The organism is Saprospira grandis DSM 2844, assembly GCF_000275825.1.
In the GTDB taxonomy this organism is placed as follows: Bacteria; Bacteroidota; Bacteroidia; order Chitinophagales; family Saprospiraceae; genus Saprospira; species Saprospira grandis_A.
Genome location: NZ_JH719942.1, coordinates 4076504 through 4090374 on the forward strand (window position 1 = coordinate 4076504; position 13871 = coordinate 4090374).

The 13871-nt window shown below is 46.5% G+C and carries 10 protein-coding genes; 5 read left to right on the top strand and 5 right to left on the bottom strand.

What is annotated here, in order from left to right; genetic code table 11:
- Nucleotides 1-240 precede the first annotated feature (240 nt).
- The gene (dprA, locus tag SAPGRDRAFT_RS18065; protein ID WP_002660859.1) at nucleotides 241-1338 is read left to right on the top strand and encodes a DNA-processing protein DprA; all 1098 of its coding nucleotides are present in this window, start codon (nucleotides 241-243) and stop codon (nucleotides 1336-1338) included.
- On the opposite strand, the gene coaD is transcribed toward dprA, so the two are convergent.
- The 5 genes from coaD to thrS all read right to left on the bottom strand — a co-directional run bounded on the left by coaD (nucleotide 1323) and on the right by thrS (nucleotide 9458).
- Nucleotides 1323-1805 carry a pantetheine-phosphate adenylyltransferase gene (gene coaD / locus SAPGRDRAFT_RS18070; RefSeq protein ID WP_002660861.1) on the bottom strand — a complete coding sequence of 161 codons (483 nt, stop codon included), beginning with the start codon at nucleotides 1803-1805 and terminating at the stop codon, nucleotides 1323-1325. The genes dprA and coaD overlap by 16 nt on opposite strands.
- Before the next feature lie 73 nt (nucleotides 1806-1878).
- Nucleotides 1879-3150 (bottom strand): tyrosine--tRNA ligase, encoded by a 1272-nt coding sequence (tyrS, locus tag SAPGRDRAFT_RS18075; RefSeq protein ID WP_002660862.1) that lies wholly within the window; start codon nucleotides 3148-3150, stop codon nucleotides 1879-1881.
- A gap of 290 nt (nucleotides 3151-3440) precedes the next feature.
- On the bottom strand, nucleotides 3441-5582 hold the full coding sequence (locus tag SAPGRDRAFT_RS18085) for a hypothetical protein (protein ID WP_037350543.1): 2142 nt from the start codon (nucleotides 5580-5582) through the stop codon (nucleotides 3441-3443).
- A 182-nt stretch (nucleotides 5583-5764) separates the two neighbouring features.
- Nucleotides 5765-7240 carry a gamma-glutamyltransferase gene (locus SAPGRDRAFT_RS18090; RefSeq protein ID WP_002660865.1) on the bottom strand — a complete coding sequence of 492 codons (1476 nt, stop codon included), beginning with the start codon at nucleotides 7238-7240 and terminating at the stop codon, nucleotides 5765-5767.
- A gap of 277 nt (nucleotides 7241-7517) precedes the next feature.
- A complete protein-coding gene (thrS, locus tag SAPGRDRAFT_RS18095; protein ID WP_037350952.1) occupies nucleotides 7518-9458 on the bottom strand; it encodes a threonine--tRNA ligase in 1941 nt (646 codons plus the stop codon).
- A 164-nt stretch (nucleotides 9459-9622) separates the two neighbouring features.
- Here thrS and SAPGRDRAFT_RS18100 point away from each other — a divergent pair, with 164 nt between their 5' ends.
- The 4 genes from SAPGRDRAFT_RS18100 (at nucleotide 9623) to SAPGRDRAFT_RS18125 (ending at nucleotide 13870) form a co-directional block, all read left to right on the top strand.
- Complete coding sequence (locus SAPGRDRAFT_RS18100; RefSeq protein WP_002660869.1) at nucleotides 9623-10552, top strand: glycosyltransferase; 930 nt, start codon at nucleotides 9623-9625, stop codon at nucleotides 10550-10552.
- The gene (locus SAPGRDRAFT_RS18105) at nucleotides 10552-11406 is read left to right on the top strand and encodes an ABC transporter permease (RefSeq protein WP_002660870.1); all 855 of its coding nucleotides are present in this window, start codon (nucleotides 10552-10554) and stop codon (nucleotides 11404-11406) included. The genes SAPGRDRAFT_RS18100 and SAPGRDRAFT_RS18105 overlap by 1 nt, the downstream gene beginning before the upstream one ends.
- 376 nt (nucleotides 11407-11782) lie before the next feature.
- Nucleotides 11783-13069, top strand: coding sequence for an ABC transporter ATP-binding protein (locus SAPGRDRAFT_RS18120; protein WP_002660871.1), 1287 nt, complete (start codon nucleotides 11783-11785; stop codon nucleotides 13067-13069).
- Nucleotides 13070-13087: 18 nt separating this feature from the next.
- Entirely contained in the window at nucleotides 13088-13870 is a 783-nt protein-coding gene (locus SAPGRDRAFT_RS18125; protein WP_002660873.1) for a glycosyltransferase family 25 protein, read from the top strand.
- Nucleotide 13871: the final 1 nt, after the last annotated feature.

The window sequence follows — 13871 nt, forward strand, 5'->3', positions numbered from 1 at the left end:
TGTTTTGGACCATAAAGACCGCCAGGCGCCATTTGGCCCAGCGCTGCGGAGCGGGTGGCCCGAAGGGCCAGACCAAAGGCAGGCATCGCCTGCCTGCAGGGCCGAACGAACAGTGAGCCCCGCAGCATAGCGGCGGCCAGCTTTGCTGGCCGCGGGCCCCAAAACAAAAAAAACTAAATAAATTTTAGTTAAAATTTGAGAGTATATTTTAAAGTTACTACCTTTGTTTAAACTAAAAATATGCTCAACGAAAAAGAAAAACTCTGGGCCATAGCCCTGCAGCAATCTCCGCAATTGGGGGCGATTCGGGCCAGAAGGTTATTGCGGGACTTTGGTTCTATTCAGGCCATTTATGAGGCTGATGCGGTGGCTTTGGCCGAGGCTAGTTATATTGGAAAAACGGCCATGCGGCATATTTTGAGCCGAGAGGGTTTAGAGATGGCCAAAAGGGAGTTAGATTTTGTAGAAAAGAAGGGCATTGAGCTGCTGCTCTTTGGCCAAAGTAATTACCCGAGGCGCTTATTGCAAATTGAGGATGCGCCCTTTTTGCTCTATTATAAAGGTTCGGCGCCTTTGGACCAGCTGCGGATGCTTTCGGTGGTGGGGACTCGCAAGCCGACAGAAAATGGTCGGGCTGCTTGCGAGCGTATTTTAACTGAGATTAAGGATTTTTCGCCCTTAATTGTTAGTGGTTTGGCTTATGGTATAGATGCTTGTGCCCACCGAAAAGCCTTAGATTTGGGTTTGGAGACGGTGGCTGTTTTGGCTCATGGGCTCAATCGCATTTATCCGCCGCAGCATCGCTCTTTGGCCGAGCGGATGTTGGAACAAGGAGGGTTATTGACTGAATTTATTAGTCAAAATAAGCCTTTGGCCTGTAATTTCCCGATGCGCAACCGCATTATTGCGGGCTTATCTGATGCGCTTTGGGTGGTAGAAACGGGGCCAAAGGGTGGTTCGATGATTAGCGCCCAGAAGGCCATAGATTACCAACGGAGGGTATTTGCATTGCCTGGGCGCTGGAATGATAAGTTGTCTTTGGGCTGCAATGAATTGATTCGGCAGCAAAAGGCCTTGCTGTTAAGCAGGGGGCAGGAATTGGTCCAAAGCATGAAATGGAGCCAGCCAAATCGGGGGCAACAACAACAGCTTTTTCAGCAGTTATCACCCAAAGAGCAGCAAATTACCGATCTATTATTGGGTGGGCAGCAATTGCATTACAACCAGCTATTGGCCAAATTACCTTGGGGCCACAGCCAATTGATTGAACTTTTATTGCAGCTAGAAATGCGGGGGTTGATCAAAGCCCTAGCGGGTAAATACTACCGTTTGTCCTGAGCATCTCGGAGTAATTGCTGGCAATTATCGGGTACGAAAAGAGCGCCATCTCCATTTCCCTTGAGGATTTCTCGGACCACCGTAGAGCTATAATAAGAGTATTCGGGGGCCGTCAATAAGAAAATGGTTTCTAGGCCATCGCCCAAATCTCGGTTGAGCATAGCAATAGAGACCTCATAATTAAAATCGTTGGAGTTGCGGAGTCCTCTGAGGATAAAATCGGCCCCTTTCTCCTTACAATAATCTACGGTAAGCTGCGGAAAGCGATCAATTTCTACTTTGGGGTCATCGACAAAGCTAGCTTTGAGGAAAGACAGGCGCTCCTCTTCCGAAAAGTAGTAGGATTTTGTTGAGTTGGTCCCTAGGGCCACAATAATTTTATCAAATAAAGGCAGGGCTCGGCGAACAATATCTTCATGGCCCTTTGTAATGGGGTCGAAAGAACCCGGAAAAACAGCAATTTTCATAAAAAAGAGATTCAGAGTCAAAAAAAGGCGCCAAACGAAGGTTTGGCGCCTTTAAGTTAATCAACTTGCTGGCCTATTCGGCAATTACGATAAATTTATTCTTCTTTCCGTTTTGGCAGAAGAGGTAGCGTTCGGCGAGCAAATCAGTGGTATCAAACCTTTGGTTAAAATCGCTCACTTTTTTTGCATTTAGAGCAATTGCACCGCCTTTCACGGCTCGGCGAAGATCGCTATTAGAGCCAAGGCTTTTATGCTTACCCACCAAGAGGTCGGCTAGGCTGATGCCTGCTTCTAGTTCAGATTTTGCCAGTTTGACCACTTCTAGTTCTTGGGCCAAAACGGCAAAATCTTTAGCCGAAAGGCTTTCTAAGAATTCTGCTTTTAGCTTTTTACTAAAGGCTATATTTGTGGCTTTTTGGGCAGAAATTAGGGCCTCCTTTCCATGTAGGCGGATGGTCATCTCTTCGGCCAATACTTCTTTTAGGCCTCTGGGGTTTTCGGCATATTCTGCTTCCAAGGCCTCAATTTCTTCTCGGCTCTTGAGGGAGAAAATGCGGATGAGTTTGCTCAAATCGGCATCATCTACATTGAGCCAAAACTGGTAAAACTGATAGGGAGAAGTTTTTTCGGCATCTAGCCAGATATTTCCCTTTTCGGACTTACCAAATTTCTTTCCGTCTGATTTGGTCAAAAGCGGACAAACCAAGCCATAGCCTTTTCCGCCACCTTTACGGACAAATTCGGTTCCCGTCGTGATATTTCCCCATTGGTCACTACCGCCCATTTGCAAAAGGCAGTTATAGTTTTTATTGAGGTGGTGAAAATCATTTCCTTGGATCAGTTGGTAAGAAAATTCAGTAAAAGATAGGCCCGTTTCCAAGCGTTTTTTAACCGATTCCTTAGCCATCATATAGCTCACTGTAACATTTTTGCCAATATCGCGCAAAAAGTCAAAGATGCTCATATCCTTGTAAAAGTCGTAGTTGTTGATCAAAATGGCAGGATTCTCCCCTTCAAAGTCTAGCAATTGCTTAAACTGCTCTGTTTGCCGGTCAATATTGGCCTGCAAGCTATCATAATCCAAGAGCTGACGTTCTTCGTCCTTGAAAGAGGGGTCGCCAATTCGGCCAGTGGCCCCACCCAACAAAACAATAGGACGATAACCCGCTCTTTGCCAATGCTTGAGCAACATAATGGTCACCAAATTCCCAATAGTCAATGAGGGAGCGGTGGGGTCATAACCAATATAGGCCGTTTTGGGTCCTTCTTGGTTCAGGGCATCTTCTAGGCCCTCCGTCATTTCTTTCAACAAGCCACGCCATTGCAGCTCTTCGATAAAGTTCATGCCTTTATTTTTTCAATTCTATAAATAGTCATTCTCTTTGCACAGAGAAATTGTCCATGCTCGGAAATTTAACGCTTCAAGATAAAGTTCCCAACAACTTCTCTGTTTTTATTTTTTTGGGGCCTCCGCAGCTTTGCTGCGGCGCTACGTTTCGCAGCTCGCAGGTCTGCTCGGCCCTTCGCCAGCTTCGCTGGCTCGGTCTGGCCTGACGGCCACTGCTTCACATCGCTAGGCCGCTCATCCTGATTCTTTGCGCTGGTTTTTTTGCTTCGGCCCGCCAAGGCTGCAAATTATTTCACAATGCCCAAAATGCGGGGCAACCCCCAAAGGTTTTTAAAGGTCGCCTGCTGAAAGCGACCAGTTTGGACCTGCTCCTCTTCTCTTTCCCAAAAGTGCAGATTAGAGACCGAGTAGAGATAACCAAAGGCATAGGCGGTATGGCCTTCTTTAAGCTGGGCAATATACTCCAAAGGGTAGCGATAGAGCGTTTCTTGTTTTGCCACAATTTTTTGGGCTTCTTCTCGGCAGCTTTTTGCTTTGTCTAGCCATTTATTGGGGTCTTCAAACTTCTCTTTGCGCAGTTTTGCCCGTCTTTTGTCTAGCAAATAATTTAGGGTGTAGGCTCGGTGTTTGGCCCGCAAGGCTGTTATTTGCAGGCTATTGGCCAATTCTTTTCCCAATTGCTTTTCTTTGCCTTTCTGAGGGAAATGTCTTTTTTGGAGGGCCAAAAGTTCTTCTGTTCTTAGGGCAAAATCTAGCAAAGGGGCCACTACGGTTTGGCTCACGGTATCTAGTTGGTGGGGCGCTGCCTGATTTTGGATATAAGGGTAGCTATAAAGCGGCTGGGCTTGAAACTCTTTATCCTTTAGGGGGCTAGGTAATTTGCTTGTGGTACTAGAAGGGGCCATATAGCGAATCAGCTCTTTATCCTTAATGAATTCTTCTTGCAAACGGAGCATAGACCAAACGGGATCGGTCCAGAGATCATTTTGCATCAATTCGGCCAAATACTGCAAAGGGTCATTTACTTCTTTTTGTCCTTGAATTTGGTGCTCCCAAGACCAGCGAGCTATGCTCCAATCAATCAACCAATAGCTCCACTCCCAACCCGAACTAAAGGTAATATGGCCTTCAGCCTTCAGCGAATCCATAAGCTGGATATCTTCTAGGCGAGCAGAGAGATAGGGCAATAAAGTCATGGGCACCGAATGATCAAAAGTGATCCAGTGAGCAGATTCTGGAAAATACCAGCACTCTCTGCTCTTGGCCTCTTCTTGGTAGAGCGCCAAGACGGTTTTTAGGTCTTTATTCTTATAAACTGGGGGCTGTTCGTCCTCTAGATCATAAAACATGGGGCTATGGACCATCAGCCCACGGCTGCGTTCTAGTTTTTCTTCTTCTGTAGATAATTTTGGCAGTTCCTCTTTTTTGTCTAGCAGGGCCTCCTTTTGAATTAGATACGACCGGCTCATAAAATGGGCCTTATATCGATTTTTAATAAGATCGGCCAAGAAAATTTCTAGCTCTTGTTTCTTTTTTTGCTTGCCCTTGCCAGAGGCTGTAGTTGAAAACGCTACATTATAGACATCCCAACCAGCTTGGGCCAAATAATCCATGTTCTCCTCAATTTGCTTCTTTTTAGATTTGAGGCTATTGGGGAAGGTTTTATAGAGCTGAAAGGCCTTTTGTTGACTCATCTGCATAGAAATGTCGATCCCCATCAGCAAGCCTCTTTTTTGGCCATAATCTACTATCTTCTTCATGTAGGGCATCCAGCTCTTGCGGTCGATGCTATTGAGTAAATTGAACTCAAAGTAATTTTGTTGGTTTCGGGCCAACCAATCAATATATCCCTTCACTTCTTTTTCTGCATTGGGATAGTTGGGGTCCAGAAGGGCTTCTGTTAGTTCAATGGGGTGCATTGTATGTAAATGAACACCTTTTTTTGCAAAGCGGGGACGAGCCTGCCAGTCTAGCCCTTCTGCTACGGGCCAAGTCGTAATTTTTGGGATTAGGCTTTCTTTGGGATGAAAAAACTGAAAGCCCAATTGTTCTTGCAACAAACCATAAAGGCCCATACTCACCCCTTGGTAAGAATTAGCGAGCAGCTCCATTTTCATTTGCGGCCCCAACATTTTACTGCTCCAGTTGTAGGCATGTTCAGGAACATAGAAGCCCGTCCCTTCTTTGTTGGCCTGCCCCTGATGGATATAAGGTAGGACAATAAGGACCTCTGCATCGGCTTTATTATAGCTCAACTCACAGCGGCAAGCCTGTTCCAAAAGGCGGCTGGCATCCTCAATAGCATACTTACTGATAGAGACCTCAAAAAGCTCGGCATCTGCCATGATGCTAATGGACCGAATGGCAAAACTGTTAGGCATAAAGGCCCAAAAGAAAAAGAGAGAAAAAAAGAGTGGATGTAGCCGCATAATAAGTTAAGTATTGCTGTTTGAAGCTGTGGCCGGCAATACAAAAGGACTGCAGGGCGCCACAGTTTGGCCATTTAGGGGGCCTATAGTCAGAAATGCGGCAAAGATAAGAACTGAAGGCCGAAAAGAAAATCTCTTTTCGGCCTTTAGGATATCCTTCTGTTTTTAGTATAAAACAAACTTTAGCGCTCGATGGCGTATCCTTCTCGGCGATCATCGCCTGCGGCTTGGAGTCGGCCATTTTCTTGCCGTAAAATAGAATTGAGGCCACCAAAGAACATGGCTTTTTCGGGCCATTCGACTAATTGTTCTAGCTTGGGGTCTTCGGTATTGGCTAGGCCAGCATATTCTGGCTCTAGATTGAGTCGGCCATGTTCGTAGTGCAGGCGGCTAGCAGCAGTGGCCTCTTGCAGTTCCATTTTTTGGTCCAAAACATGGTGCAGGAGTTGGAGGACCATGCCAGGGATGCGGCTAGCCCCGCCTGTCCCTGTTGCCAGATGAAATTGATTCTCTTTGAGGACCAGAGTGGGCGCCATCATAGAAGAAAGTCGGCTGTTGGGCGTCCAATTATGAAAGCCATTGGGTAAGAGAGCTGCCTCGCCCAGCATATTATTCATCATGATATTGGTCCCGGGGATCATATAGCCACAGCCTTCTCCATTAGAGAGGGTAATGCTGATGGCATTGCCTAATTCATCGGCAATATTGAGGTGGGTGGTGCTGCCCCATTTGCTATTGAGCTTTTGGGGATTGCGATCTATGCTATAGATATCGCCAAGGACTTTTTGCAGGCGGGCCAGTTGTTGTTTAGTATAGAGCGGATCAATGGGAAGGGGCTCCAAAGCGGACAAGCCTTCTGCAATGAGGACGCCGCCCGTGCTGGGCAGTGGGTTGGTCAGTAGCTGATGTCCTTTATAGGCTAATGCTAAGGGCTTTCGCCAAATCACTTCATATTGGGCCAGATCATCTGCTCGGAGCAGGCCGCCTTGGGCTATACTATCTTTTAGGAGCAGCTTAGCCGCTTCGCCCAGATAAATATCTTTGGCCCAATCTTTTTCATGGCTGAGGTAATCAAAGTAATCGGCTAGGCCGGGCATGCGCTGTATTTGGCCCACTGGCAAGGGTTGGCCATCGGGATAAAAAATAGTGGCCGATTCTGCAGAGCGGGTCATAATGGGCTGTAGTACCCGGATATCAAAAAACTGGAAATCGGTCATGGCGAGGCCCTCTTTGGCCAAGATCTTAGCGGGTTCGATCAGGACCGAAATGGGCAGACTAGCATAGCGTTGATGCAGAGCCGAAATGCCTGCCATCATGCCGGGAGTAGCCATAGCGCCCATACCGATATGAAACGTTTCTTGGGCCGAGCCAAAATCTACCTGTATGGGGTAAAACTCTAGTTCGGAGGGAGCGATTTTCTTGAGTGGGGTTTGCACAAAAAAGTCGAGCAGCAAATTTTGTCCGGCAGCAGTATGCAAACAAGCAAAGCCTCCTGCGCCCAAAGAGGCCATACAGGGCTCGGCTACAGAGGCGGCAAAAAGAGCTGCAATAGCGGCATCAAAGGCATTGCCTCCTTCCTTAATAATCAGAGCGGCAGCTTCTGCTGTTTTTTGGTGGCCGGCGGCGATGCTGGCCCTTAGCGGAGTAGATAGCGACATAGGCAATAGTTGTGGAGTGGATAAATCTCTTGGCTAATTATTTGGATCTAGAAGCGGGGCGAAGCCCCGCTGGCCTAGCGATGTGGCGGGGTGGCCGAAGGCCAGACCGAGCTTTTTGAGCAAAGCGAAAAAAGCGAAGGGCCGAGCAGACCTGCGAGCCCCAAAACGTAGCGCCGACGAGCGCAGCGAGGCGGAGGCCCCAAAAGGCAAATAAAATAAAAAACCCTTTCCAAGAAAATGGAAAGGGCCAAAATTATTTTGTATTTCTTGCTAAGGACTAGCCTTCTTTGGCCAATAACTCTTGGAAGAAAGCGATGAAGTCGGCCACGGGCATACTGCCTTTGTCGCCATCTTCTAGGCCTTGGATACGGACCGAAATGCTACCTTCTTCGGCTTCTTTCTCGCCGAGGATGAGCATAATCGGAATGCGTTTTAGTTCGGTATCTCGGATTTTGCGGCCTAAAGTTTCGTTGCGATTATCGACATAGCCGCGGATATCGGCGGCGGCCAATTCTTGTTGAACTTTAGTGGCATAATCGGTAAAGCGGTCAGAAACGGGCAAAATAGCGTATTGTTCGGGCATAAGCCAAAGCGGGAACTTACCTGCGGTATGTTCGATAAGGACCGAAATAAAGCGTTCTAGCGAGCCAAAAGGGGCACGGTGAATCATCACGGGGCGGTGCTTTTGGTTATCGGCGCCCACATACTCTAGTTGGAAGCGTTCGGGGAGGTTATAATCTACTTGGATGGTCCCGAGCTGCCAAGAGCGGCCAAGGGCATCCTTGACCATAAAGTCGAGTTTGGGGCCATAGAAAGCGGCCTCGCCCAATTCGGTAACTGTGGGTAGGCCCACCTCTTGAGTGGCTTCGATAATGGCTTTTTCTGCGGCCTCCCAGTTTTCCTTGCTACCGATATACTTTTCGGGTTTTTCCGGATCGCGCAAAGAGATTTGGGCGGTAAAATCGGTAAAGCCCATTTTGCGGAAGACCATCATGGTCAGGTCGAGAACGCTGAGGAACTCGGTCTTGAGTTGGTCGGGGGTACAGAAAATGTGGCCATCATCCTGAGTAAAAGAGCGGACACGAGAAAGGCCGTGTAGTTCTCCACTTTGCTCATAGCGGTAAACGGTACCAAATTCGGCTAGGCGGATAGGCAATTCTTTATAAGAATGTGGTTTATGGGCAAAAATTTCGCAGTGGTGTGGGCAGTTCATGGGTTTAAGCATAAACTCTTCGCCTTCTTTGGGGGTATTGATCGGTTGGAAGCTATCCTCGCCATATTTTTCATAGTGGCCCGAAGTAACATAAAGGTTTTTGTGACCGATATGGGGAGTAGCAACTAATTGGTACCCACGGCGCGTTTGCTCCTGCTTGAGAAAATCTTGTAGGCGTTCGCGCAGGGCGGCCCCTTTAGGCAGCCAGATAGGGAGGCCCATTCCCACTTTTTCTGAAAACATAAAGAGTTCGAGTTCGGCCCCTAGTTTACGGTGATCTCTTTTCTTGGCTTCCTCCAGCATAGCCAGATACTGCTTGAGCTCTTTGGCTTTGGGAAAAGTGATTCCGTAAATACGAGTAAGGGTTTGGCGGCTTTCATCTCCGCGCCAGTAAGCGCCAGCTACATTGAGTAGTTTGACGGCTTTGATCAGCCCTGTATTGGGAATATGAGGCCCACGGCAGAGGTCGGTAAAACCGCCTTGCTCATAGAAAGTGATGGTTCCATCTTCTAGGTCCTCCAATAATTCGAGCTTATATTCATCTCCTTTTTCTTGGAAATAGGAAATAGCATCGGCCTTAGCAATCTCTTTACGGATATAGGGATTTTTTTGGCGGGCGAGCTCGATCATTTTCTTTTCTAGGGCGTCTAGTTCCTTAAGGCCAATTGTTTTGCCTTCGGGCAAATCGATATCATAGTAAAAGCCATTTTCGATAGGAGGGCCGATGGCGAACTTTACGCCGGGATAAAGGGCCTCGATGGCTTCGGCCAAAAGGTGGGCGCTAGAGTGCCAGAAGGCATATTTGCCTCCATCATCTTGAAAGCTGAGTAGCTGAACGCTGGCGTCTTTCGTTAGGGGGCGAGTAGCATCCCAAATTTCGCCATCTACTTTAGCGGCAATAATTTTACGAGCTAGGCCTTCGCTAATCGACTTGGCCACATCCAAGCTGTTCACTCCCGACTCATACTTACGAACGCTGCCATCGGGAAGAGTAATCTCAATCATTTGGTAAAAGATATAATGAACTTCTGCGGCCTTGAGCCTTTGGAAGTTCGATGTGTAAAAAATAGGTATAGGCGCCAAAGCTAAGTTTTTTTGTGCAGTTGTCTAGTTTTGGACCTAGATAATTCTATTTTTGCCCTATGATTTGAAAATTCATTTAAAGCAAAATGCCAAATACCTCCCTTGTAGATGTCTGCATGATTACCTATGCGCATGAGCCTTTTTTAAGGCAGGCCATAGAGAGTATCTTAATGCAGAAAACTGATTTCTCCTTTCGGTTAGTTATTGGAGAAGACTGTAGTCCCGACAACAGCCGAGCGATTTGTGAGGAATACGCCCAAGCTCATCCGGAGCAAGTTGTTTTACTCCCTTCTGATAAGAACTGGGGGGCGATTCCCAATTTTGAGCGAACCATTGCGGCCTGTACGGCCCCTTATATTGCCTTTTGTGAGGGGGATGACTATTGGACCGACCCACATAAGTTGCAAAAACAATGGGCTTTATTGGAGGCTAACAAAGCGGCCATTTTATGTTTTCATGAGGTACAGTTTTTAGAAAATGGGGCCTTTCGCCCTTTGGTCCAACCTTTTGAGGAGGGACAACTTTTGGGCTTTTTTGATCTTTTTGATCGTCATATTGTGCCCAACACCTCTACGGTCATGGTTCGCAAGCCCAAGGAAGCCCCCAAGCGCTTTGCAGAGGTATTCAACGGAGACACCCTTTACTTCTACTATGCGCTTAATTTTGGAAAGGCTTTATTTAGCCGAAGCATTTTGCCTTCTACCTATCGTTTGCATGCTGGCGGAATTTTCTCTAGCCTGGCCCAATTTGGTCGCCGAGAAAAGGCCCTAAAAACCTACCGTATTTTGGCCCAAAACATGCAGAGCGAGGCCAAAAAACAAGCGGTGGAAGCCCTCTTGCTGCAACTTTATCGAGAATACCTTATCTTGGCCCTCAAAGAAAAAGCTTTGGGCGAATACCTGAAGAAGAAATGGGCTTATTTTGGTTTTGCCTTTAGTCTAGGGCAATACAAGGCCCCTTGGCTTCATTTAAAAGACCTACTTTACCACCTTAGCCTTTATTTTAAAAGAAAGTAATGAAAGAAACAGAAGAAAACTGGAGCTTAGTGATTGGCCCCAAACGCTCGCTTTGGTCCCTAGATTTGGCCGAGCTTTGGCAATATCGCGATTTGCTACAGATGTTTGTTCGCAGAGATGTAGTGACCGTTTATAAACAGACGGTATTGGGGCCGATCTGGTTTTTTGTGCAGCCCATTATGACCATGTTGGTCTATGTGGTCATTTTTGGCAATATCGCAGGGCTACCCACAGATGATATTCCACAGCCGCTCTTTTATTTGTCGGGCATTATTATCTGGAATTATTTTTCAGATTGTTTTATGCAAACCTCCGATACCTTTTCGCTCAATCAGGATATGTTTGGCAAGGTCTATTTTCCCCGCCTCATTATGCCGCTTTCTAAGGTGGTGGCTGGTCTGATTAAGTTTGCCATTCAATTTGTGCTCTTTTTGGTTGTCTATGCCTACTTTTTTATCAAAGGAGTAGATTTGGCGCCCAATGCGGCCTTGGCTTTGGTGCCTGTTTATATTCTCCTTATGGGGGCCTTGGGTTTGGGCTTTGGGCTTATTTTTACTTCGCTAACCACCAAATACCGCGACCTTAAGTTTTTGGTCCAATTTGGTGTGCAGCTACTAATGTATGCCAGCCCGATCATTTACCCCATGAGTATGATTGATCAGCCTTTGCTCAAAAAAGCCATTTATTACAATCCTTTGGCCCAAGTTATTGAGGGCTTTAAATATGCTTTTTTGGGCCGTGGCGAACTGACTTGGGCGGGCTTTGCCTATGCCGCCATTTTCGCTTTGGTGGTCCTTTTTCTAGGCGTTTTTATCTTTAACAAGACAGAACGCAGTTTTATGGATACGGTTTAGGGGCTTGCGGGCTTTGCCCGCCGGGCCCCTTCAGGGCTCGCAGGTCTGCTCGGCCGTTATTCCCTTCGGTCATCGAACTGCGGCTTTCAGCCTTGTTGTCGCCGCTTTCAGCGGCTTGGTCTGGCCCTACGGCCCCCCCATTCCGGGCCCCTAAGCCGCTCATCGGACCCCATAGCTTTGGGCGGTAGGGCCAGGCACTCCTTGGCCTAGCGATGTGAAAGGGTGGCGCAAAGCGCCAGACCCAGCAAAAAACTTGTTTTTTTGCGCAGGGCCGAGCAGGCATGCGAGCCCTGAAACGTAGCGCCGCAAGGCCGCAGGCCGCAGCGGAGGCCCCAAAAAAAATAAAATTAACAACTATCTGCTTTAAAATACAGTCATGTCAAAAATAGCCTTAAGTGTAGAAAACCTCTCTAAGCAATATCGTTTGGGTGAAATTGGAACGGGCACGATTTCCCATGATTTGAACCGTTGGTGGGCCAAAATGCGGGGAAAAGAAGATCCATTTTCTTTGGTGGGCCAAGAAAATGACCGGAGCAAAAAGGCCGAATCTGATTTTGTTTGGGCCCTGAGAGATATCAATTTCAAGGTAGAACAGGGTGAAGTATTGGGCATTATTGGTAAAAATGGAGCGGGAAAATCAACCTTGCTCAAGCTCATTTCTAGAATTACCGCCCCCAGCCAAGGTTTTATTAAAGCCAAGGGCAGAATTGCCTCTTTGTTGGAGGTGGGAACGGGCATGCACCCCGAAATGACCGCCAGAGAAAATATTTTCCTCAATGGGGCCATTATGGGCATGACCAAAAAGGAAATTCGCCGCAAATTTGATGAAATTGTAGATTTTGCCGGCTGTGCCATGTATATAGATACCCCCGTTAAGCGCTATTCTTCGGGTATGCGGGTGCGCTTGGGCTTTGCCGTTGCCGCCTTTTTAGAGCCCGAAATCTTAATTGTAGATGAGGTTTTGGCCGTGGGCGACGCCGAATTTCAGAAAAAGGCGGTGGGTAAAATGAAAGATGTGAGTAGTGGCGAAGGGCGGACCGTTTTGTTTGTGAGCCATAATATGGGCAGTGTTCGGGCGCTTTGCAACAAAGGTTTGGTGCTCAAAAATGGTAAAATGCAATTTCAGGGAACGGCAGATGCGGCGGTACAAAACTATTTGGACAACTACGTGGAAGAAAATCGAGAAATTGAATGGTCCAGAGAAGAAGCACCAGGCACGCATGAAGTCAAGCTGCTTTCGGCCAAGGTGAAAAAAGCAGGCGCCAGCAGCAGCCGAGAAATGATTGAGCAAGGCGATGCGGTAGAGCTCGACTTTGTCATTGAGAAATTGACCGAGGGCGAAGAGCAGGTAGATTTTACCTTTCATTTTTATGATGAGATGAACAATTTTGTTTTTATGGCCAGCTCTGCTTTGCAAAATGATATTCCTAAGTCGGGCAAGGGCCTATTGCATTATAAAGCCAGCATTCCAGCCAACCTTCTACATGAGGGAAATTATAGTTTGGACAAGATTTTCATTGTCAAAAATAAAGCAAGCCTGCTTTATCGTCATGGCAGCAGCCTCAACTTTGAGGTCGTTCGGAAGATCTCTGGTTTTGGTTGGCAGGGCGCTAAAGAGGGGGTAGTCAAACCAGATATTCACTGGAGTTTAGAGCAACTATAATTTAGATTTCCATTTCCTATGAAGATATTTGTAACCAATTTAGATGACCAAGGCGATAGAAAGAAACACATGGTCCAGCAAATGAAAAAGCTGGGACTCAACTTTGAGTTTATTCCTTGCATTGATGGAAGAAGTTGGACTGCAGATGAAGTTAGCCCTCTAGTCAGTCCAGAATTTTTCAGAATGTATAAAAAGTACCAATGGCTCTCTAATGGTGCAATAGCTGTCTCTCTAACTCATTTGCAGAACATTTACCAAAAAATGATAGATGAGGATATTGATTATGCTTTGGTACTAGAAGACGATATTCTTCTAAATCCCGATATTAAAAACCTTCTCCCCAAAATCGAAAAACAACTCAAGGAAGAGCCCATTAACGACATTTTACTCCTCTGTAAACAACTAAATCAAGAGTTAACGCTGTCTAAAAAGAAAAGCATTTCCCTCGATGACAAATATGCTACTTATATCTTAGACCCGGACAACCTAAAACATATTAGCTCAGGAGCAGCCTATATTATCAATAAACAACTTGCGCAGAAATTTATTGAGGATCAACAACCCCTGAATGCCGTTATGGATTGGTGGGAGTCTCATATCGAAAATAAGACGGTTAAACAATTGAGAGTAGTCTATCCCTTCTTAGTGACTACAGGCGAGTTTAGTAGTACCCTTGGCTATATTGACGATAAAAGCTTTAAAGGCAACCTAAAAAAAATGGCTAATTTCTTTCTAGGTGAAAACATTATTTCCTTTTTCAGAAAAAGAAGATCTAATAAGTCTGTAAAGATCACTAACTAAA

Excerpts from the sequence above, each read along its gene's own strand:
- dprA (WP_002660859.1), top strand. The coding sequence starts at position 241 with ATGCTCAACGAAAAAGAAAAACTCTGGGCCATAGCCCTGCAGCAATCT.
- coaD (WP_002660861.1), bottom strand. The coding sequence starts at position 1,805 with ATGAAAATTGCTGTTTTTCCGGGTTCTTTCGACCCCATTACAAAGGGC.
- tyrS (WP_002660862.1), bottom strand. The coding sequence starts at position 3,150 with ATGAACTTTATCGAAGAGCTGCAATGGCGTGGCTTGTTGAAAGAAATG.
- SAPGRDRAFT_RS18085 (WP_037350543.1), bottom strand. The coding sequence starts at position 5,582 with ATGCGGCTACATCCACTCTTTTTTTCTCTCTTTTTCTTTTGGGCCTTT.
- SAPGRDRAFT_RS18090 (WP_002660865.1), bottom strand. The coding sequence starts at position 7,240 with ATGTCGCTATCTACTCCGCTAAGGGCCAGCATCGCCGCCGGCCACCAA.
- thrS (WP_037350952.1), bottom strand. The coding sequence starts at position 9,458 with ATGATTGAGATTACTCTTCCCGATGGCAGCGTTCGTAAGTATGAGTCG.
- SAPGRDRAFT_RS18100 (WP_002660869.1), top strand. The coding sequence starts at position 9,623 with ATGCCAAATACCTCCCTTGTAGATGTCTGCATGATTACCTATGCGCAT.
- SAPGRDRAFT_RS18105 (WP_002660870.1), top strand. The coding sequence starts at position 10,552 with ATGAAAGAAACAGAAGAAAACTGGAGCTTAGTGATTGGCCCCAAACGC.
- SAPGRDRAFT_RS18120 (WP_002660871.1), top strand. The coding sequence starts at position 11,783 with ATGTCAAAAATAGCCTTAAGTGTAGAAAACCTCTCTAAGCAATATCGT.
- SAPGRDRAFT_RS18125 (WP_002660873.1), top strand. The coding sequence starts at position 13,088 with ATGAAGATATTTGTAACCAATTTAGATGACCAAGGCGATAGAAAGAAA.